Origin of the sequence: Pseudomonas sp. PDM10, assembly GCF_014852295.1 — a bacterium.
GTDB lineage: Bacteria > Pseudomonadota > Gammaproteobacteria > Pseudomonadales > Pseudomonadaceae > Aquipseudomonas.
Window position 1 is genome coordinate 342,669 of the sequence record NZ_JACVBJ010000001.1, and the last position, 20,323, is coordinate 362,991.

The 20,323-nt window shown below is 57.9% G+C and carries 25 protein-coding genes; 16 read left to right on the plus strand and 9 right to left on the minus strand.

The genetic code is table 11. The features are described from left to right. Window positions 1-7: 7 nt before the first annotated feature. From IB252_RS01600 to recX, 8 genes are all read left to right on the plus strand, one after another. Window positions 8-568, plus strand: coding sequence for a tail fiber assembly protein (locus IB252_RS01600; protein ID WP_192406425.1), 561 nt, complete (start codon window positions 8-10; stop codon window positions 566-568). Window positions 569-610: 42 nt separating this feature from the next. Further along, complete coding sequence (locus tag IB252_RS01605) at window positions 611-1,822, plus strand: carbohydrate binding domain-containing protein (RefSeq protein WP_192406427.1); 1,212 nt, start codon at window positions 611-613, stop codon at window positions 1,820-1,822. Window positions 1,823-1,835: 13 nt separating this feature from the next. Next, entirely contained in the window at window positions 1,836-2,240 is a 405-nt protein-coding gene (locus IB252_RS01610) for a phage tail assembly chaperone (protein WP_225607254.1), read from the plus strand. A gap of 3 nt (window positions 2,241-2,243) precedes the next feature. Then, window positions 2,244-2,807, plus strand: coding sequence for a glycoside hydrolase family 19 protein (locus tag IB252_RS01615; protein ID WP_192406431.1), 564 nt, complete (start codon window positions 2,244-2,246; stop codon window positions 2,805-2,807). Further along, window positions 2,789-3,325, plus strand: coding sequence for a lysis system i-spanin subunit Rz (locus IB252_RS01620; protein ID WP_192406433.1), 537 nt, complete (start codon window positions 2,789-2,791; stop codon window positions 3,323-3,325). The genes IB252_RS01615 and IB252_RS01620 overlap by 19 nt, the downstream gene beginning before the upstream one ends. A gap of 80 nt (window positions 3,326-3,405) precedes the next feature. Beyond that, entirely contained in the window at window positions 3,406-3,906 is a 501-nt protein-coding gene (locus IB252_RS01625) for a CinA family protein (RefSeq protein WP_192406436.1), read from the plus strand. A gap of 83 nt (window positions 3,907-3,989) precedes the next feature. Further along, window positions 3,990-5,042 (plus strand): recombinase RecA, encoded by a 1,053-nt coding sequence (gene recA, locus IB252_RS01630; protein ID WP_007907270.1) that lies wholly within the window; start codon window positions 3,990-3,992, stop codon window positions 5,040-5,042. A gap of 8 nt (window positions 5,043-5,050) precedes the next feature. Beyond that, entirely contained in the window at window positions 5,051-5,518 is a 468-nt protein-coding gene (gene recX / locus IB252_RS01635) for a recombination regulator RecX (RefSeq protein WP_046046277.1), read from the plus strand. A gap of 42 nt (window positions 5,519-5,560) precedes the next feature. Here recX and IB252_RS01640 read toward each other — a convergent pair whose 3' ends face one another. Further along, window positions 5,561-6,679, minus strand: a complete 1,119-nt coding sequence (locus IB252_RS01640; protein ID WP_111450984.1) for a TIGR00730 family Rossman fold protein — start codon at window positions 6,677-6,679, stop codon at window positions 5,561-5,563. A 366-nt stretch (window positions 6,680-7,045) separates the two neighbouring features. On the opposite strand from IB252_RS01640, the gene IB252_RS01645 reads away from it, so the two are divergent. Continuing rightward, complete coding sequence (locus IB252_RS01645; RefSeq protein WP_192406438.1) at window positions 7,046-7,240, plus strand: hypothetical protein; 195 nt, start codon at window positions 7,046-7,048, stop codon at window positions 7,238-7,240. Here IB252_RS01645 and IB252_RS01650 read toward each other — a convergent pair whose 3' ends face one another. Beyond that, complete coding sequence (locus tag IB252_RS01650; RefSeq protein WP_111450982.1) at window positions 7,241-7,666, minus strand: PA3611 family quorum-sensing-regulated virulence factor; 426 nt, start codon at window positions 7,664-7,666, stop codon at window positions 7,241-7,243. Window positions 7,667-7,855: 189 nt separating this feature from the next. Here IB252_RS01650 and IB252_RS01655 point away from each other — a divergent pair, with 189 nt between their 5' ends. From IB252_RS01655 to IB252_RS01665, 3 genes are all read left to right on the plus strand, one after another. Then, window positions 7,856-8,590: a tRNA-uridine aminocarboxypropyltransferase gene (locus tag IB252_RS01655; protein WP_111450981.1), complete on the plus strand. Its 735-nt coding sequence runs from the start codon at window positions 7,856-7,858 to the stop codon at window positions 8,588-8,590. 234 nt (window positions 8,591-8,824) lie between these two features. Continuing rightward, complete coding sequence (gene erdR, locus IB252_RS01660) at window positions 8,825-9,472, plus strand: response regulator transcription factor ErdR (RefSeq protein ID WP_033053926.1); 648 nt, start codon at window positions 8,825-8,827, stop codon at window positions 9,470-9,472. Window positions 9,473-9,551: 79 nt separating this feature from the next. Further along, window positions 9,552-9,914: a diacylglycerol kinase gene (locus tag IB252_RS01665; RefSeq protein ID WP_008153979.1), complete on the plus strand. Its 363-nt coding sequence runs from the start codon at window positions 9,552-9,554 to the stop codon at window positions 9,912-9,914. Here IB252_RS01665 and IB252_RS01670 read toward each other — a convergent pair. Further along, window positions 9,911-10,837: a LysR family transcriptional regulator gene (locus tag IB252_RS01670; protein WP_008153977.1), complete on the minus strand. Its 927-nt coding sequence runs from the start codon at window positions 10,835-10,837 to the stop codon at window positions 9,911-9,913. The two genes, IB252_RS01665 and IB252_RS01670, sit on opposite strands and share 4 nt — an antisense overlap. 150 nt (window positions 10,838-10,987) lie before the next feature. Here IB252_RS01670 and fpr point away from each other — a divergent pair, with 150 nt between their 5' ends. Further along, complete coding sequence (gene fpr / locus IB252_RS01675; RefSeq protein WP_003443014.1) at window positions 10,988-11,767, plus strand: ferredoxin-NADP reductase; 780 nt, start codon at window positions 10,988-10,990, stop codon at window positions 11,765-11,767. A gap of 183 nt (window positions 11,768-11,950) precedes the next feature. Here fpr and tsaA read toward each other — a convergent pair whose 3' ends face one another. The 6 genes from tsaA to rimO form a co-directional block, all read right to left on the minus strand. Further along, window positions 11,951-12,649: a tRNA (N6-threonylcarbamoyladenosine(37)-N6)-methyltransferase TrmO gene (tsaA, locus tag IB252_RS01680; RefSeq protein ID WP_111450979.1), complete on the minus strand. Its 699-nt coding sequence runs from the start codon at window positions 12,647-12,649 to the stop codon at window positions 11,951-11,953. Window positions 12,650-12,835: 186 nt separating this feature from the next. Then, complete coding sequence (locus IB252_RS01685) at window positions 12,836-13,606, minus strand: SDR family oxidoreductase (protein WP_192406440.1); 771 nt, start codon at window positions 13,604-13,606, stop codon at window positions 12,836-12,838. Window positions 13,607-13,798: 192 nt separating this feature from the next. Beyond that, complete coding sequence (locus tag IB252_RS01690; RefSeq protein ID WP_192406442.1) at window positions 13,799-14,269, minus strand: DUF1456 family protein; 471 nt, start codon at window positions 14,267-14,269, stop codon at window positions 13,799-13,801. Between the two features lie 75 nt (window positions 14,270-14,344). Continuing rightward, window positions 14,345-15,055, minus strand: coding sequence for an rRNA pseudouridine synthase (locus IB252_RS01695; protein WP_192406444.1), 711 nt, complete (start codon window positions 15,053-15,055; stop codon window positions 14,345-14,347). A gap of 191 nt (window positions 15,056-15,246) precedes the next feature. After that, entirely contained in the window at window positions 15,247-15,720 is a 474-nt protein-coding gene (locus IB252_RS01700) for a GNAT family N-acetyltransferase (protein ID WP_192406446.1), read from the minus strand. Between the two features lie 112 nt (window positions 15,721-15,832). Beyond that, a complete protein-coding gene (gene rimO / locus IB252_RS01705; protein ID WP_008153968.1) occupies window positions 15,833-17,170 on the minus strand; it encodes a 30S ribosomal protein S12 methylthiotransferase RimO in 1,338 nt (445 codons plus the stop codon). Between the two features lie 288 nt (window positions 17,171-17,458). On the opposite strand from rimO, the gene IB252_RS01710 reads away from it, so the two are divergent. The 3 genes from IB252_RS01710 to IB252_RS01720 all read left to right on the plus strand — a co-directional run bounded on the left by IB252_RS01710 (window position 17,459) and on the right by IB252_RS01720 (window position 20,275). Beyond that, window positions 17,459-19,360 (plus strand): potassium transporter Kup, encoded by a 1,902-nt coding sequence (locus IB252_RS01710; protein WP_192406448.1) that lies wholly within the window; start codon window positions 17,459-17,461, stop codon window positions 19,358-19,360. Between the two features lie 325 nt (window positions 19,361-19,685). Further along, window positions 19,686-19,976: a type II toxin-antitoxin system Phd/YefM family antitoxin gene (locus IB252_RS01715; RefSeq protein WP_192406450.1), complete on the plus strand. Its 291-nt coding sequence runs from the start codon at window positions 19,686-19,688 to the stop codon at window positions 19,974-19,976. An 11-nt stretch (window positions 19,977-19,987) separates the two neighbouring features. After that, window positions 19,988-20,275 (plus strand): type II toxin-antitoxin system RelE family toxin, encoded by a 288-nt coding sequence (locus tag IB252_RS01720; protein WP_192406452.1) that lies wholly within the window; start codon window positions 19,988-19,990, stop codon window positions 20,273-20,275. Window positions 20,276-20,323: the final 48 nt, after the last annotated feature.

Sequence of the window (20,323 nt, forward strand, 5' to 3'; positions counted from 1 at the left end):
GGTGTCCATGTTTAATTATCTGATTGATAACTCGGGCGCCTTGTCGGGGCCGGTGGAGTTCTTCGTGACGCCGGGGATCGGCATTCAACTGCCCAGTAATGCTGTTGAACTCTCATTTGAATTACCTCCACCAGAAAGCGGCCGTACATGGGCGCTGGTCAACAACGTTCCGCGCGAAGTGATCGACCGACGCGGTCTGGTGTATCGCAAAGAGGGTGGGGCGCAGCAGATGTGGGGTGAACTTGGGGAATTGCCCGAGACCTTTACTACTGCTCCATGGCCGGGGGAGTTTTATGTCTGGCGTGATAATGCCTGGGAGTTGGACGACCAGGCGCGGCTAGCGGATACCAGGAATCAGGTGCTGACCAAACGAGACGCGCTACTTCGTGACGCCGTCCTGCGTATAGCCCCGCTTCAATACGCCGAAGATATCGGCGACGCCACTCACGATGAGCAATTGGCATTGATGGAGTGGAAGCTCTACAGCGTTGAGTTGAATCGCCTTGAACGGCAAGTAACCTTTCCTGCAGAGATCCACTGGCCTCAGGTTCCAGGCTCGACCGAGTAACTGCATTGCCTGTGTTTATGCCCTTCAACTTGAGTAGGTCAAATGGACTATCCAAAAAGTGTCCCCAGTGCAGGACTGGTCAACGGTAGATTTGCCGATGAAAATCCGATAGCAGGAACTCCCGGCTCCCTGATTCCAGCCAGCTGGGGTAATAGCGTCACCCAGGAAATTCTCAACGCCATCACCGCCGCGGGGCTGATGCCTTCCGAGAATCAAACGGATCAACTGAGCCTGGCCATTAAAGAGTTGGCCAAACTCGACCCGCAACAGAATTTTCCGGTGCAGGTTTATCGCAAGAATCTGATGATTAACGGCAATTTCGATATCTGGCAGCGCGGCACGGTCAACTTGGGACCTTACACCGGTGCCTATATCGCTGACCGTTTTCGTTGCGACTGGAACGGAAACGCCGGGGTGAATATTTCCCGGCAGAGCTTTGCGCTGGGTCAGGGCGAGGTGCCCAATGAACCCCGTTACTTTATGCGTTGGCAGCAAATCACCGCGGGCGTTGGCGCCAGCGTGCATAAAATTTCCCAGGCTATCGAGTCGGTCAGGACCTTGGCGGGGAAAACCGCGACGCTGACGTTCTGGGCCAAAGCCGACACGGCGCGTCAGATCAATGTGACTGTCGCGCAGTATTTCGGAGCGGGCGGTAGTGTGGATACAGTGACGCCGGTTGGCAGCTTTCAACTCAAAACTTCCTGGACCCGATACAGCGCGACGATTCAAATACCGTCCCTGGCAGGCAAAACGTTGGGAAGTAGCGGCAATGACTTTCTGCGGCTCTCCTTCGACCTGCCTTTGAATGTTTTGCAGGTGATAGACCTGGCACAGATCCAGTTGGAAGAGGGGCGGGTGTCGACGCCGTTCGAACTCCGTAGTCCTGGCGATGAGTTGATGTTGTGCCAGCGTTATTACGAAAAAACCTATAGCCAGGATCTGCCGCCTGGAAGCATGACAGGTCCCTACGGTGCACTGTTGTCCACCGTGAGACAGGGCCAGACGGGATTTGCTTCACAACCCATGGCTCAGTGGACCTTCAAGGTTGAGAAGAGAACTATTCCAAGTCTCAGTTTGTTTGCCACTACTTCGAAGGGAGTCGCTGGGCAATGGCGTTCGGGGAGCGATGACGTTTCATCGGCTAATGCTCGACCTTTTGGGGTGTCGACTCGCGGCATCTGGGTAGATAACTCCGATATTGGGCTGGTTACTCAGACTTATTACATTCACGCCACTGCCGATGCCGAACTTTAAGGAGGTTTTCCCTATGCACTATCAACTCACTGAAGATCCGGCCACGGTCATTCGTCTGCCTGACGGAGCAACCGTGCCTCGGCATCACCGTTTCTGGGATGAATACCAGCAATGGCTGGCGAGTGGTGGTGTGCCATTGCTCGCCATGTTGGAAGACGATCCGGAGGCAGAACCTGAACCAGCCACAGTTGCCCGAGCCTGGCGGAACCAGGAACTGGCCGCCAGCCAATGGCTGGTCGACCGTGATCGCGATGAGCAAGCTGCCGGCACTCCGTTGACTTTGAGCAGCGATCAATATCATGAACTGTTGGATTACCGACAGGATCTGCGCGACTGGCCCTCGCTAGCCAACTTTCCAAAAGACTTCAGCAAACCCCTGGCGCCGGTCTGGTTTAAAACAACGGCAAATGGAACATGAACCATGTCTCTTACTTCAACGCAGTTGCAACAAATTTTTCCCAACGCCCGCTCTCAAGCGGGCGTTTTCATTTCCGCCCTCAACAGCGCCATGGCCCACCGCAATATCAATACCCTCAAACGCATCGCCGCTTTCCTCGCCCAAGTCGGCCATGAATCTGGACAATTGCAGTACGTGCGTGAAGTGGGCAATGACCAATACCTGAGCAAATATGACACTGGCACCCTTGCGGCTCGTTTGGGCAACACTCCAAAGGCGGACGGTGACGGCCAGAAGTACCGAGGCCGTGGACTGATCCAGATCACCGGGCGCAACAACTACCGTCAATGCAGTCTCGGACTCTTCGGTGATGATCGTTTACTGTTTTTGCCGGAACTACTGGAGCAACCGCAATGGGCCGCCGAGTCAGCCGCGTGGTTCTGGGAGCAAAATGGCTTCAATGAACTGGCCGACCGCGACCAGTTCAACAGCATCACCCGTCGCATCAACGGCGGCCTGAACGGTTTGCAGGATCGCTTGCAACTCTGGGCTCGGGCGAGGGCGGTGTTATGCCAGCCTTCGGTTTGATCCCGGTGCCTTACCACGTCATTGGCGTTGTTGTGTTTCTGGCTGTGTTGGCCGGCGGCTCGGCGGCGCTGGCCTGGCGCTTTCAGGATTGGCGTTATGGCCGGCAACTGGCGGAACAGGCCACGCTGCACGCCGAGGTACTGAATCAACTGACTCTGGCAGTCGCAACGCAGCAACAGGCCGAGCAGGACAAGCGTCTAGCACTGGAGCAGCGTCTTTCGACCAGCGAACAAACCCATTACCGAGCGCTTAGCGATGCCCAACGTGATCAAGGTCGCCTGCGCGATCGTCTTGCCACTGCTGATGTGCGCCTGTCAGTCCTCCTCGATGCCCGTGACGCGGCCTCTGTCTGTGCAGTGCCAACCGCCTCCGGAGCCAGCCGCGTGGATCATGGAATCGCGCGCGCCCGACTTGACCCTGCGCATGCTCAGCGAATTATCGCCATCACCGACGCCGGCGACCGCGGACTGATTGCCTTGCAGGCCTGTCAGGCTTATATCAGAGCCCTCGCTCGTTAACATTTTGATCGATCCTGCGCCTTGCAAGCGCGTTACGCTCGTGTACGGTAGTTCTCATTCCGCTTGCTCAGGAGATGACCGTGAAAGAAATCACCCAACTGGCCGCTGAACTTGGCAGGCGTTTGCAGGTTCTCAATGCCCACGTCACCGCCGCAGAGTCCTGCACCGGCGGCGGGATCAGCGAGGCGATCACCCGGGTTCCGGGGAGTTCGGCGTGGTTTGAGGCCGGTTATGTCACCTATTCCAATCGCCAGAAAACCGAGCAATTGAATGTCCCGGTCGAGTTGTTTTCGACGGTGGGGGCGGTCAGTCGCGAGGTCGTCGAGGCCATGGTCCGAGGCGCGCAGGAGAAAAGTCATGCGCGTTTTGCCGTCGCGGTCAGCGGTGTTGCAGGGCCGGACGGCGGTACCGCGAGCAAACCGGTGGGCACCGTCTGGCTAGCCTGGGGCGTCGGGGAGGCGGTGTTCAGCGAGGTCCGGCACTTCCCCGGAAACCGCGACGAGGTCCGCCGACAAACGGTCAAGGCCGCGCTAGAGGGGCTGCTGCGCCATACCGCTGGAGAAATCTCAAATCAGGGGTAGGCGATCCTGAAACGCTGTGGAATAATACTGGCTACTTATACAGGTGTTGGCCGTCAGGCCTTATTGATTACGTGAGGACTTTAATGGACGACAACAAGAAGAAAGCCTTGGCTGCGGCCCTGGGTCAGATCGAACGTCAATTCGGCAAGGGTGCCGTAATGCGTATGGGCGATCAGGACCGTCAGGCGATCCCGGCTATCTCCACTGGCTCTCTGGGTCTGGACATCGCGCTCGGCATTGGCGGTCTGCCAAAAGGTCGTATCGTTGAAATCTACGGTCCTGAATCCTCCGGTAAAACCACGCTGACACTGTCGGTGATCGCCCAGGCTCAAAAAGCCGGCGCGACCTGTGCCTTCGTCGATGCTGAACACGCCCTTGACCCTGAATACGCCGGCAAACTGGGCGTCAACGTCGACGACCTGCTGGTTTCGCAGCCGGACACCGGCGAGCAAGCCCTGGAAATCACCGACATGCTGGTGCGTTCCAATGCGGTTGACGTGATCATCGTCGACTCCGTGGCGGCTCTGGTTCCAAAGGCTGAAATCGAAGGCGAAATGGGTGACATGCACGTGGGCCTGCAAGCCCGTCTGATGTCCCAGGCGCTGCGTAAAATCACCGGTAACATCAAGAACGCCAACTGCCTGGTTATCTTCATCAACCAGATCCGTATGAAAATCGGTGTGATGTTCGGCAGCCCGGAAACCACCACCGGTGGTAACGCGCTGAAGTTCTACGCTTCGGTTCGTCTGGACATCCGCCGTACTGGCGCGGTGAAAGAAGGTGATGAAGTCGTCGGTAGCGAAACCCGCGTCAAGGTTGTGAAGAACAAAGTGGCTTCGCCGTTCCGTCAGGCTGAGTTCCAGATTCTTTACGGCAAGGGCATCTACCTCAACGGTGAGATGATCGACCTGGGCGTGCTGCACGGTTTCGTTGAGAAGTCCGGCGCCTGGTATGCCTATGAAGGCACCAAGATCGGTCAGGGCAAGGCTAACTCGGCCAAGTTCCTGGCAGACAATCCGGAAATTGCCGCCAAGCTCGAGAAGCAACTGCGCGACAAGTTGCTGACTCCAGCGCCGGACGTTAAAGCATCGCCAGTCAAAGAGACTGCTGATGACCTGGCTGACGCTGATATCTGATTGATCCGATGACCGCCGTACTCGATACACTCGTCGCGGTGCGGCGAACCGCAATGGACCTGCTCGCGCGACGCGAGCACGGTCGAGTCGAGTTGACGCGTAAACTGCGTCAACGCGGCGCTCTCCCTGAAATGATCGACACGGCACTCGACCGCTTGACGGAAGAAGGCCTGCTGTCCGAATCCCGTTATCTCGAAAGCTTTGTTTCCTACCGTTCCCGTTCCGGTTATGGCCCTTTGCGTATTCGCGAAGAGTTGAGCCAGCGCGGCCTGCAACGTACCGACATCGAACTTGCTTTACGCGAGAGCGGTATCAACTGGCAGGAGCAACTGGAAGACACCTGGCGGCGAAAGTTTTCCGGGCATTTACCGATAGACGCCCGGGAACGTGCCAAACAAGGCAGGTTCCTGAGTTATCGGGGATATTCCATGGAAATGATCAGCCGCTTGTTCAGCGGTAGAGGGATGGACGATTGACTGAAACGGCTCGCTATTTCGATAGCGGGCCGTTTTTTTTGCTTACGTAACCTTGGATGGTTCCCGCGAGCGCTGTTGCGCCTGGGGTTGGGATTGCGCCAGGTTTTCTGGCAGGTTGATGTAGTCCACCAGTTCCCGCAGGCGTCCATGATCACGGGCGTTGAAGGTGAAAGCGAGTCGCGCCAGGTGGCTGAACTGCGGTTCGTCGTGTTCCTCTCCGCTGTAAGCATGTTGATGGAAATGATCGCTCAGACACAGGTCGGCAAATGCCTCCTGCATGTGTTCGAGCGCCTGGTCGCTGAGCTTGTGATTCATGCGGATCACGAATTGATGCTTGAGCCAACGGCTGGAGTGGAAGTTGCTGTAGAACTGGTTGATCTGCTCCACAGCTTCTTCCACGCTGTAGACCAGACTGACGAGTTTCATATCGGTCGGCAGGATGTAGCGATTTTCCTCCAGTTGATGGTGGATGAAGTCCAATGCGCCTTGCCAGAACTTGCCGCCGGGAGCGTCCAGCAATATCACGGGCACCAGCGGGCTTTTGCCAGTCTGGATCAATGTCAGCACTTCCAGCGCTTCATCCAGGGTGCCGAAACCGCCAGGGCACAGGACCAGCGCATCGGCTTCCTTGACGAAGAACAGCTTGCGGGTGAAGAAGAAGTGGAAAGGCAGCAGGTTGGTGGTGCCATTCACTGTGGGATTGGCATGCTGCTCGAAGGGCAGGGTGATATTGAATCCCAAACTGTGTGCCAGGCCAGCACCTTCGTGGGCCGCCGCCATGATGCCACCACCGGCACCGGTGATGACCATCAGGTCTGAGCGCGCCAGCGCCGCGCCTAGCTCTCGGGCCAGACCGTACAGCGGATGTTCTATCGGCGTTCGGGCAGAGCCGAAAACGGTGACTTTGCGCCGCCCCTTGAACTGTTCCAGCACACGGAAAGCATGTTCCAGTTCGCGTAGGGTTTGCAGGGTGATCTTGGCATTCCAGCGGTTGTGATCTTCCTGGGCCATGCGTAGCACGGTCAGGATCATGTCGCGGTAGATCGGGATGTTCGGGCTGTTGGGTGAAACCAGGTTGAGTTGCTCTTCGACCTTGCTGATGAGGTCGTGGCCGCTTTCTTCAAAATGACGGCTCAGGAGGTCATTCGGTTGGTAAGGCATCAACTTCTCCTTCCATACAGGCTCTGTTTTTCCCTTGGATGAAGGAAACATTCGCACAACAAGACGCGCAATGGGCAGCCCCTTTCCTGCCCGGAAATGTAAACGTGAACACTATGAATCTAGACCGTCATAGCGTTTTTCGCTGACTTGATCATTGCGCTGCAAAGTCTTTCCTGGCAACCGCTTATTGTCGATTTGCAAGGTGCTTTCACCGCTCGTCTGAACGCAAGGCGAGAGTCCGACAGTCTGATTTACTAAATTACAGGCACGACACGACAACTTTGCGTCAAAGGCAGGACGCACGTTACAAGCGGTTCAAGGAATTTATCGCTCAAGCAAGGGCGAGGTGCAGGGAGGCGGGAAGGTATGGCCAGAGTTATTCTGGAGATCGATACGCAACTGTATCGATTACTGAAATCATCCGCCGAGGCTAATCATTTGAGTCTCGAAGAAGAGTGCTGCCGGCGTTTGGAGGGTGCCGACCGACGCTCGCGTTATTTGCAAGCGCTGTTGGCAGAACTGCGCGCCGAGGATGAACAGCGGCGCGCCAATTCCCGTTGATTACTTCTTCTTGGTCGGAGCCGCTTTCGGGCAGTCCGATTCCTGATAACTGGCGGAGCCGACTGAGCGGTTGGTCTTCACCTCAGTGAAGTCGTAACGCATGACCGCGCCCTTGGCCATCAGTTTGCGGAACGATGGGTTGTTGCATACAGAGGCGCCAAGCTGGAAATACACGGCTTTCGGGTCGGCACGCATCTTGTTGGCGTGGCTGCTTTGCACGCTCAAATGGTTGATCAGCGTGTTGCCTTCGACGGTGTAGCCCTGATCAAGAATGTCTTCGTTGATCGCCCGTGGAGTACCAACACTGCTTTGTATGGCGACGTTTCGCAGCTCTCTGTTGAGATTCTGCTCACTCAAGGAAGCAGCCTGAGCGCTGAAGGACGACGCCAGCAAAATGGCAGCGGTGGGAACGATAAGGCGCAGCATGAAACTCTCCTGGTTCAGTGACTGGTGGTTCGACCCGTCACATGACTGTGCGTTCAGTGGCGGCGAATTATAGGGGACGAGGCCTGGACGGTACAGGCTTGCGCCGGCTGCTCTGATAAACTGCCGCCACTTTCTGCCCTGCCGAGTGTTTTTCGTGTCGATTTTCTTCCCCTGCCGGCGTTGCCTGCGATGAACCCTGCAATCCCACGCTTTGCTGCAAACGCAGTCGCCCGCTTGCGCGATGAGCGAGAGGAAGAGGGCATCAAGCCGATTCAGGCCCGAGGCTGGAGGGCGCCGCGTTGCCGAGCCTGCCGTGTGATCGAGAGCCACTGCCTGTGCGCCTGGCGCCCGCAGGTGGAGGCCCGCTCTGGCGTGTGCCTGATCATGACCAACAAGGAAGTGTTCAAACCGAGCAACACCGGTTGGCTGATCGCCGATGTGGTGCGCGACAACCATGCGTTCATCTGGTCGCGTACGGAAGTTGATGAGCAACTGCTGGCGCTGCTGGCCGATCCGCAATGGCAGCCGTACTTGGTGTTTCCGGGTGAGTACGTCGAACCCGAGCGTGTCACAAACAGTGTCGATGCCGATAGTTCGAAGCGTCCACTGTTCATTCTGCTGGATGCCACCTGGACAGAAGCCCGGAAGATTTTCCGCAAAAGCCCCTACTTTGACCGGCTGCCGATCCTGAGCCTGTTGCCCGAGAAATTGTCGCGGTACCGGTTGCGTCGATCGACCCGTAGCGAGCATTTATGCACAGCCGAAGTGGCGGCACTGTGTCTCGATCTGGCGGGTGATACCGAGGCGGCGTCGGCACTGGACGCTTATTTCGACGTGTTCAGCCAACATTACCTTGATGCCAAACATCAGCTTGAAATGGATGTTTCAACACCGGCACACGCCGAACTGATGCCTTTTGTGTAAAACGGCGCACCTGTCACGCGCTGATTGTCGCCCATACTGCAAAGAACTGTACTGGCCATGCACCTTGACCACCCCGGCTTCGCTGGGCATGCTTGGCGCCGATTAGGGCGCGGCCAAAGTTTGATACGCCGTATTCTTTACGTGGATAGCCACGTGATTGGCGTTGAACGTGCCCTGTTGGTACAGCTCCGTGGCTGTACCTCGAGTTGTTTGAAAAACAGGATCATTTGAAAAATGGCCACATACGAAATCCTGATTGCCGATGACCACCCTCTTTTTCGTAGCGCCCTGCATCAAGCGTTGACCCTGGGCCTGGGCCCGGAAGTCCGTCTGGTGGAAGTGGCAAGCATTGCCGAGCTGGAAACCCGTCTGGACGAGAAGTCCGACTGGGATCTGGTCCTGCTGGACCTGAACATGCCGGGGGCCTACGGTTTTTCAGGGCTAGTGCTGTTGCGCGGTCAGTATCCGCAGATTCCGGTGGTCATGGTATCGGCCCAGGAAGAAGCCTCGATCATGGTGAAGTCCCGTGAATTCGGCGCTAGCGGCTTCATCCCAAAATCCAGTGATCTGAGCGTCATCCAGAAAGCCGTACGCGCGGTGCTCGATGGTGATGTGTTCTGGCCGCCCCAGGCGTTTGAGGCGGTCAGCGTTTCCGCCGAAGCCAAGGCCGCCAGCGAAGGCCTTGCGAGCCTGACGCCGCAGCAGTTTCGTGTTCTGACCATGGTCTGTGAAGGCTTATTGAACAAGCAGATTGCCTACGAGCTGAGCGTTTCCGAAGCGACGATCAAGGCCCACGTGACGGCGATTTTTCGCAAGCTGAATGTGCGGACCCGGACCCAGGCGGCGTTGCTTCTGCAACAACTTGAGTCAATTTCGAACTAACCAGGCGCGACGCGTTCACGCTTTTTTGACTGTGCTTAATCTAGCTTTCCCACTTCCTTTTTGGTCAGTTGCCTACTTTATGTCACCTTTCAAAGGCCAAACCGGCCTCAAACGCATCCTCAACGCTTCCGGTTATTCGCTGGACGGTCTGCGCGCAGCCTTCACCGGCGAAGCGGCCTTTCGGCAACTGGTGCTGCTCAACGTTATATTGATCCCGCTGTCGTTCTTCCTGAACGTCAGTCGCGTCGAGCAGGCGTTGCTGATTGCAGTCTGCCTGTTGGCGTTGATTGTCGAATTGCTCAATTCGGCAGTGGAAGCGGCCATCGACCGTATTTCCCTTGAATTGCACCCATTGTCCAAGAACGCCAAGGACATGGGCAGCGCCGCTCAGCTCGTAGCCTTGAGCATGATCGCGCTGGTCTGGGCGGTCATCCTGCTCTAAGCGATGGTGGGCAGAACGATCTCGTCGCTGCGCTGAACCCCTGCGGTGAACGCGCGGCACAGGTCGAGGAATTCACGCATCGCCGACGTCTGATATTTCTGTTTGTGCCAGATGAAATAGAACTGCCGCGCCAGGTCCAGATCTGGCGTCTCCACCGGCACCAGGCTGCCGCGCCGGAATGCATCGCGCAGTGCCAGGCGAGAAATGCAGCCAATCCCCAACCCGGACTCCACCGCACGCTTGATCGCTTCGGTGTGTTCCAGTTCCAGCCGGATATTCAGCGAGCTGCGATGGTGACGCATGGCCTGGTCAAAGGTCAGTCGCGTGCCGGAGCCCTGTTCCCGCAGAATCCAGGCCTCGTGGGTCAGCTCTTCCATGGTCGCCGTGCCGCGCTTGGCCAGTGGATGCTGGGGCGCACAGAACACCACCAGCTCATCCTCGACCCAGCTCTGCACTTCGATGTCCGGATGACTGCAGTCGCCTTCGATTAGACCCAGATCAATTTCATAGTGGGCAACTTGCTGCACAATGTTGGCAGTGTTCTGTACGTGCAGCTTCACCTGGCTTTCCGGATGGCGCTGCATGAAGCTGCCGATCAGCAAGGTGGCCAGGTAATTGCCGATGGTCAGGGTCGCGCCGACCGCCAGAGAACCGAATCCTGACTTGCCATTGAGCAAGTCTTCGATTTCTTTGGACTGGTCGAGCAGCGCCACCGCTTGCGGCAACAGCTGTTTGCCGAGGGCGTTGAGGCTCAGCCGTTTGCCGGCGCGGTCGAACAGCTGACAGCTGGACTGGCGCTCTAGCTCGGTGATCGAGGTGCTCGCCGCCGATTGCGAGAGGTTGAGCAGACCCGCAGCACGGGATACGCTTTCCTGCTGGGCAACGGCGACGAATACTTGAAGTTGACGGAGAGTAAATCGCATATCGATATAACCGATAACCCTTATCTTAATAATCCAGTTAACAGATATTGTCGCTGCCATTAGAATGCGATGCAATTGCGCACAGCAGCTCATTTTTTGCAGAGCAGGCGCAGAGCACGCGCAGACCAAATCTCCAGGAGTCCCACGTACATGAGCAACATGAACCACGAGCGTGTCCTCAGTGTTCACCACTGGAACGACACTCTGTTCAGCTTCAAGTGCACCCGCGATCCGGGTCTGCGCTTCGAGAACGGTCAGTTCGTGATGATCGGCCTGCAACAGCCCAACGGCCGGCCGCTCATGCGCGCTTACTCGATTGCCAGCCCGAACTGGGAAGAGCATCTCGAGTTCTTCAGCATCAAGGTGCCTGATGGCCCGCTGACTTCCCAGCTGCAGCATCTGAAGGAAGGCGACGAGATCATCATCAGCAAGAAGCCTACCGGCACGCTGGTGCTGGATGACTTGAAGCCTGGCAAACATTTGTACCTGCTCAGCACCGGTACCGGTCTGGCGCCGTTCATGAGCGTCATCCAGGACCCGGAAACCTACGAGCGTTTCGAAAAAGTGATCCTGTGCCACGGCGTACGCTACGTCAACGAAGTCGCTTACCGCGAGTTCATCACCGAGCACTTGCCGCAGAACGAGTTCTTCGGCGAGGCCCTGCGTGACAAGTTGATCTACTACCCGACCGTGACCCGCGAGCCGTTCGAGAACGAAGGTCGCCTGACCGACCTGATGCGCAGCGGCAAGCTGTTCAGCGACATCGGTCTGCCACCGATCAACCCGCAAGACGACCGCGCGATGCTGTGCGGCAGCCCGAGCATGCTCGACGAGACCAGCGAAGTGTTGAACAGCTTCGGCCTGAAAGTGTCGCCGCGGATGCGCGAGCCGGGTGATTACCTGATCGAGCGAGCGTTCGTCGAGAAGTAATAAGCCGCTGCACTGCTCTGCCTGTGGGAGTGAGCCTGCTCGCGATAGCGGACCGTCAGTCAACGTCATCGTTGAATGTTGCGCCGCCATCGCGAGCAGGCTCGCTCCCACATTGGTTTGGTGGTGACCAGAAAAAGCCCGCGTTGCCTGTAAAGGCAGCGCGGGCTTTTTCGTTTTTGGCGTTCAGACGTTCGCGGGAATGACTTCGAGAACGCGGATCAGGTCAGGCGTGGGGTAATGCCATCGCACATCCAGGTCCCAGAACTGCGCGCCGTATTCCCGTTCGGGTGTAGGAATCTGGTACGCCGGACGTGGGTCTTGTGCCAGACATTGCTCGATCAGCTCCACTAACGGTTCTTCGAGGCGCTGAGCATGGCCGTGGGCCTGTTGCAGCGCTGAATCCGTCCACTGCACGGGAATCAACTGCGGCGCGGCGCTGGCGATGCGGTTGGAGGCCGTATCGATGATGTCGGCGTAAGGCACGTAGGGTTTGATGTCGAGAATCGGCGTACCGTCCAGCAGGTCAATGCCGGATATCCACAGGCGATTGGCTTCAACCTTGTCCAGCTTCACCACGGATTGGCCGATGCCATTGGGTCGATGCGTCGCGCGGGTGGCGAACACACCCATGGATTTGTTACCGCCGAGACGAGGAGGGCGCACTTTCAGTCGTGGCTTTTCTTCCAGGGCCTGGTGAAACAGGAACAGCAGCCACACGTGGCTGACCTGTTCCAGACCTTGCACCGCATCGCCCTGATCGAACGGCGCCACCAGTTCCAGCACGCCGCGAGCGGCCGGGGCCAGTTGTGGCTGGCGCGGAATGGCGAACTTCTCCTTGAAACAGGAGCGCACGAAGCCGATGGGGGAAACGCTGTAGGTCATGGTCTGGGGTCGAGGCGGGGTGAGGGTGGGCATGATAACCCGAGCGACCGTCAGATCGGTGGCGCCTGTCAGTCCGCCATCGCGAGCAGGCTCGCTCCCACAGGGGATCTTCTGTGGTCAAAACATTGCGGCCACCTTGGATCAAATGTGGGAGCGAGCCTGCTCGCGATGGCCGCACCGCCGACTTTAGAGACTGAACCCACCATCCAAAGGAATAACATTCCCAGTCATATACGCCCCGGCCGTACTCGCCAGACTGATCGCCAGCGCCGCCATCTCTTCCTCCCGGCCCCAGCGTTTCATTGGAATCAACGCCGTGTCGTCGGCCAGCGCCTGCTCATCATTGCCGATGTGCTGAGTCATCTTGCTCGGAAAACGCCCCGGCGCGATGACGTTGACGTTGATGTGCTGGCTCACCAGCTCCCGCGCGAGAATCCGTGACAGTTGATGCAGGGCCGCTTTACTCGGCCCGTAGGCATAAGCCTGCTCGCCGAAGGACGAAATGCCCGCCACTGAACCGATATTGATAATTCGCGCAGGATTCGCTGCCGAACCGGCGTTGCGCAGCAGTGGCAAAAACTGCTGAATGCAGTTGAACACCGAGGTCACGTTGAGCTGCATGACCTTTTCCCAGCCCTTGACCGGGTAGCTCTCCAGCGGCGCGCCCCACGTGGTGCCGGCATTGTTCACCAGAATATCCAGATGAGTGATCTGCTCGCCCAGTCGCGTAGCCAGTTGAAGCACGCTTTCTTCGGTGGCCAGGTTGGCCGCCACTGCGTGGCAACGTCCGAATGCGCTCAATTCATCAGCCGTTTGCTGACAGGCTTCGGCATCCCGGGCGCAGACGTATACGGTGGCGCCGGCCTCGACATAGGCCTTGGCGATCATTTTGCCGATACCACGGGTGCCGCCGGTCACCAGGGCGGTGCGGCCTTGCAGGGAAAAGTACGGGTGCATGGCGAATCCTGAGAGCTGAGGGTCAATACACCCTAGTCGTCAGCCGCCGGAAGCGGAGCCACTATTTTTGCGAGGAATGAAGCGCTATACAGCTTTGCGACGCCGTCCCTTGTAGGAGCACAGCTTGCTGGCGATGGCGATCTCGAAAACGCTATCGCGAGCAAGCTTTGCTCCTACAGAGGGTGGGACGATTTACTGTGGACGCACGCGCAGGGTCAGGCCCTTGAGGAAGTTGCGCAGCAACTGGTCGCCGCACGGGCGATAGTTGGTGTGGCCGAACTTGCGGAACAGCGCGCTCAGCTCAGGCTTGGACACCGGGAACTCGGAAGCCTTGAGAATGGCGTGCATGTCGTCTTCTTTCAGTTCGAAAGCCACGCGCAGTTTCTTCAGGATGATGTTGTTGGTCACCGGTACTTCGATCGGCTGTGGTGGACGGCTTTCGTCCTTGCCACGCTTGAAAATCACCAGGCCATCGAGGAAATGCGCAATGACTTCATCCGGGCAGCGTACGAAGCCTTCCTCGTCTTCCTCTTTCTTGTCGAGGTACGTCACCAGGTCTTCCAGGGCCACGTCCATGCCGCCGAGCTTGATGACCTCGATGACTTTCTTGTCGCTGATGTCGAGCATGTAGCGCACGCTGCGCAGTACGTCGTTATGAATCATGGTGTGCAGTCCTGATATTCAGCAGTGGGCGCCGCATAAACAGCGGCGCCAAAATGTGTGGCGGTGCGAAAAGTCTTAGAACTTCTCTTTGCCGGACAGGTAACGCCATTGCCCCAACGGCACTTTGCCAATGGACACGCCGCCAATGCGGATGCGGCGGATGGCGACAACCTTCAGGCCGACGGCCTGGCAGAACAGGGCGATGACGCCCGGTTGTGGGTTCTTCATCGCAAAACGCAGGCGGTTTTCGTTCTGCCAGCTGGCTTTGACCGGCGGCAGTTCCTTGCCCTTATAGGTCAGGCCGTGGTTCAGGCGGTTGAGGCCGTGAGCCACCATGTCGCCTTCAACTTCGACCACATACTCTTGCTCGATCTTGGCGGAGTCGGCCGTGAGTTTGCGCAGGATCTTCCAGTCCTGGGTGAACACCAAAAGACCGCTGGCGTTGGCCTGCAGGTCGGTGCTGGCAGTCAGGCGCAGGAAGTGGCCCTTGAGCGGACGTTTGCTGAAGCGGTGTTCTTCGCTCAAGGTCTCGGCGCTGATCGTTGCCATGGCTGTTTCCGCATCCATGCCCGCAGGTACGTTGAACAGGATGGTCACCGGTTCCGGCGCAGTGGCCTTGGCTTCGGGATCAAGCTCGACTTTCTGGTTCTCGACCTTGAACTGCGGCTCGTCGATGACTTCACCGTCCACGGTGACCCAGCCGCCCTCGATGAACAGCTCAGCCTCCCGACGGGAACAGCCGACGAGTTCGATGAGGCGTTTGGAGAGACGAATCGGGTCAGTCATGACAGGGCCGTAACAAAAAAGGGGTGGGCATTGTACCTGCCTGGCGCCGGTTAATCCCGGCTCCATTTGCCGCATGTGCTTTTAATGTGGGAGCGAGCCTGCTCGCGATAGCGTCATCAGCTTCAACATCAATGTCGATTGATAGGCCGCTTTCGCGAGCAAGCCCGCTCCCACAGTTGTTCTGTGCTGTGTCAGCCATGCCGCGAATGTTGCTGGTTTTGACGCAAACGCATATGCAGCAACGGATAAGGCTGCCCCATGCCATCGACTTCCGACCGGCCAACCACCTCGAAGCCCTGTTTGAAATAAAAACCCAAGGCTTGCGGGTTCTGTTCGTTGACGTCCAGTTCATCGGCATTCAGGTGTTCCATCGCATAGCGTAGCAACTGCTTGCCCAGACCCTGGCCGCGGTGAGCCGGGTCGATGAAGAGCATTTCGATCTTGCCCGCCGCAACCCCGGCGAACCCGGTGATGCGCTGGCGCGGGTCTTTGGTGCAGATCAGCATCACCGCATCGAGGTAGCGGGTCAGCACCAGGTTCTTCAACAATTCGATGTAGCTGTCCGGCAGAAAGTCATGGGTGGCGCGCACCGAGGCTTCCCAGACCTGAGTGAGCTCTTCGTAGTCGCTCTGTTTCGGCGTGTGGATGACCGAATGTTGGCGCATGGCCGGCTGCCCCTTTTCCTGTGAATGTCGAGAATCCTTTCCTCACAAAACGATAGACGTAAAAAAGCCCCGCATCTCGTCAAGAGAGCGGGGCTTTTCGTATTTTTTGCGTTTAGATCTGTTCAGCCCACAGGTCGTATTCGTCGGCGTCGGTCACTTTGCACCAGACTTTATCGCCTGGCTTCAGGTTGCTGCCGTTGTCGATGAACACGTTGCCGTCGATTTCCGGAGCATCGAAGAAGCAGCGGCCAACCGCGCCTTGCTCGTCGACTTCATCGACCAGCACTTCGATTTCACGGCCGACGCGCATTTGCAGGCGTGCCGAGCTGATGGCTTGCTGGTGCGCCATGAAGCGGTCCCAGCGGTCTTGCTTGACGTCGTCCGGCACGATGGCCGCGTCCAGCAGGTTGGCCGGTGCGCCTTCGACCGGCGAATACTGGAAGCAGCCGACGCGATCGAGCTGCGCTTCGGTCAGCCAGTTCAGCAGGTACTGGAAGTCTTCTTCGGTTTCGCCGGGGAAGCCGACGATGAAGGTCGAACGGATGATCAGGTCCGGGCAGATTTCGCGCCAGTTCTTGATACGCGCCAGGGTCTTGTCTTCGAAGGCCGGGCGTTTCATCGCTTTCAAGATTTTCGGGCTGGCGTGCTGGAACGGGATGTCCAGGTACGGCAGGATTTTCCCGGCGGCCATCAGCGGAATCAGCTCGTCGACGTGCGGGTACGGGTAAACGTAGTGCAGACGAACCCAGACGCCGAGGGTGCTCAAGGCTTCACAGAGTTCGGTCATGCGGGTTTTCACCGGCGCGCCGTTCCAGAAACCGGTGCGGTATTTCACGTCGACGCCGTAAGCGCTGGTGTCTTGCGAAATCACCAGCAGCTCTTTGACGCCGGCCTTGACCAGGCGCTGAGCCTCGTCCAGTACATCACCGACCGGGCGGCTGACCAGTTTGCCGCGCATCGACGGGATGATGCAGAAGCTGCAGCTGTGGTTGCAGCCTTCGGAAATCTTCAGGTAGGCGTAGTGGCGCGGGGTCAGCTTGATGCCTTGCGGCGGCACCAGGTCGATCAGTGGGTTGTGATCCTGGCGCGGCGGCACGGCGTCGTGCACGGCGTTGACCACCTGCTCGTACTGCTGCGGACCGGTCACGGCCAACACGCTTGGGTGCACCTTGCGAATGTTGCCTTCTTCGACGCCCATGCAGCCGGTCACGATGACCTTGCCGTTTTCCTTGATGGCTTCGCCGATCACTTCCAAAGATTCAGCCTTGGCCGAGTCGATGAAGCCGCAGGTGTTGACCACCACGACATCGGCGTCCTCGTAAGTGGACACAACGTCATAGCCTTCCATGCGCAGCTGGGTAAGGATGCGCTCGGAGTCGACCAGTGCTTTGGGGCAACCCAGGGATACGAAGCCAACCTTTGGATTGGCCGGCGCAGGAGTGGTGGACATGTCTAACCTCGGTATTTGTGACGCCTCCAGCCGAAGACGGCAAGGCGACAAACGGGCACTTGGCGTGCCTCTGATCAAAAAGTGCGCAATTCTAGCGATGAGAGGCGCACTTGACCAGCTTTATGCAGGGAAATACGACGAGTGCTGCGCTATGCTTCGCGCCTTTACGCTTTACCGAATTTTTACAGTCAATGAAACGTCTGTAACCTTAAGTAAAACGGTGCATGCTGCACGGCAAAGCATAGTGCTTCTTATAAGAAGTCCGGATCTGGGTAGTAGGAGTTTTGGATGGGGCAGGCAAGTAGTCAGGCGGCGGGCGCTGAGCATTCGGCGGCAAAACCGATCGGCATGCTGGTCGCGGCGGTCGGGGTGGTTTATGGCGATATCGGCACGAGCCCGCTGTACACCCTCAAAGAAGTGTTCTCCGGTGGCTATGGCGTGCCGGTCAACCATGACGGCGTGTTGGGCATCCTGGCGCTGATCTTCTGGTCGCTGATCTGGGTCGTTTCGATCAAGTACATGATGTTCGTGCTGCGCGCCGACAACCAGGGCGAAGGCGGGATCATGGCCTTGACCGCTTTGGCTCGACGGGCCGCAGCGGGGTATCCGAAGTTGCGTAGTTTGCTGGTGGTCTGCGGGCTGATCGGCGCGGCGCTGTTTTATGGCGACAGCATGATCACTCCGGCGATCTCAGTGCTCTCGGCGATTGAAGGCCTGGGACTGGCTTTCGAGGGTATCGACCATTGGGTCGTCCCGTTGTCGTTGGTCGTGCTGGTGGCGCTGTTCCTGATTCAGAGTCACGGTACCGCGCGGATCGGCATCCTGTTCGGCCCAATCATGGTCACCTGGTTCTTGGTGCTGGGGGCGCTGGGCGCCTACGGCATCATGCAGCACCCGGAAGTGTTGAAAGCGTTGAACCCGGTGTGGGGCGTGCGCTTCTTCACCCAGCATCCGGGCATGGGTGTGGCGATCCTCGGCGCGGTGGTGCTGGCGTTGACCGGTGCCGAAGCGCTGTACGCCGACATGGGCCACTTCGGTCGCAAGCCGATCGCTCGCGCATGGTTCATCCTCGTGCTGCCGGCACTGGTGCTGAACTACTTCGGCCAAGGCGCGTTGCTGCTCGGTGACCCGGAAGCCGCTCGTAACCCCTTCTACCTGTTGGCACCGAGCTGGGCGCTGATTCCATTGGTAGGATTGTCGACCCTTGCCACCGTGATCGCGTCCCAGGCGGTGATTTCCGGTGCGTTCTCCCTGACCCGTCAGGCGATCCAGCTCGGTTACATTCCACGTATGCACATTCGCCACACCTCCAGTGCCGAACAAGGCCAGATCTACATCGGCGCGGTGAACTGGGCGCTGATGGTCGGCGTCATCCTGTTGGTGCTGGGCTTCGAGTCCTCCGGCGCGCTGGCTTCGGCTTACGGCGTGGCCGTGACGGGCACGATGCTGATGACCACCATCCTGGTGTCGGCAGTGATATTGCTGCTGTGGAAATGGCCACCGGTCCTCGCGGTTCCGCTGTTGCTCGGATTCCTCTTGGTAGACGGTCTGTACTTCGCTGCCAACGTGCCGAAAATCATTCAGGGCGGGGCGTTCCCGGTGATTGCCGGTATCGTGCTGTTTGTGCTGATGACCACGTGGAAACGCGGCAAGCAATTGCTGGTCGATCGTCTCGACGAGGGTGGCTTGCCGCTGCCGATCTTCATCAGCAGCATCGCCGTGCAACCGCCGCATCGCGTTCAGGGCACCGCCGTGTTTCTGACCGCGCGCCCGGACGCTGTACCCCACGCGCTATTGCACAACCTGCTGCATAACCAGGTGCTGCACGAGCAAGTGGTGCTGCTGACGGTGGTGTACGAAGACATCCCGCGGGTGCCTGCATCCCGGCGTTTCGAGGTCGATTCCTACGGCGAAGGTTTCTTCCGGGTGATCCTGCACTTTGGCTTCGTCGACGAGCCGGATGTGCCTCAAGCGTTGAAACTGTGTCATCTCGAAGACCTGGATTTCAGCCCGATGCGCACCACCTACTTCCTCAGCCGCGAGACGGTGATCGCTTCCAAACTCGAAGGCATGGCCCGCTGGCGTGAGGGGTTGTTCGCCTTCATGTTGCAGAACGCCAACGGCAATTTGCGCTTCTTCAATCTGCCGCTGAACCGGGTGATTGAACTGGGGACGCAGGTAGAGATGTAACCCACAACAAAAAGCCCCCGTTGCCTTGTGGTAGCGGGGGCTTTTTTGTGGGCGGTGTTTCGTCCTGAAGGCAATGAAGACCCCTTGTGGGAGCGGGCTTGCTCGCGAAGGCGGTCTGACATTCAACATTAATGTCGACTGACAGTCCGTCTTCGTCGGAACGCCGCCCGGACCAAGCCCGCTCCCACAGGGGATGTGCGGTCGTCTCTGCTCCTTTACTTTTGATCGGTTCGTGTTTTTTGCAGCTTGCTGTATGTCTAATTCGACGCAATACTCTGCGTAGAACTGTGTGTTCAAATTTGCATGATTGTGTAGAGAGGTGAGTATGACGGCATTACTAGAGCGTGCTGACCAAGCAATATCGGTGACTGCAATGGTTAGGGGGTTCAGCGCAAGGCTCAAAGAGATTTCCAGCCGAGCCACCGAGCGGCTGGTCATTTTCAAGGACAATCAGCCCGCAGCGGTCATTATCAATGTCGATGCGTATCAGGAAATGCTCGATGAGCTTGAAGATCTGAGGATTGAAGCAGCCGCTCGGGAGCGACTGATCGGTTTTGATCAGAGCAAGGCAGTCAGCCATGACGATATGCGGGCGCGGTACGCCAGGAAAGACTAAAGGAGCTGTGGATGGTTTGGGGCGTTATCTATCATCCAGAGGTTCAGAAGGATCTGGATCTGCTGGGCGCTGTAGCGGCGAACCGCATTCTTGATGTTATCGAAGAGCGGATTATAAATGGTGAGCCGGACAAGAGCGGCAAGCCACTAAGAGCCAGTCTTGCAGGCTGTAGACGGATCCGAACAGGCGACACGCGAATTGTTTATCGAGTCGATGGCAAGGCGATTCAGGTATTGATCGTTGCCGTTGGTGCTCGACGTGATGAAGAGTTCTACGGCGCGGCAGAGCGTCGTCTATAACCAAAAAGCCCCCGCAACTTTACGGCTGCGGGGGCTTTTTTGTGGACG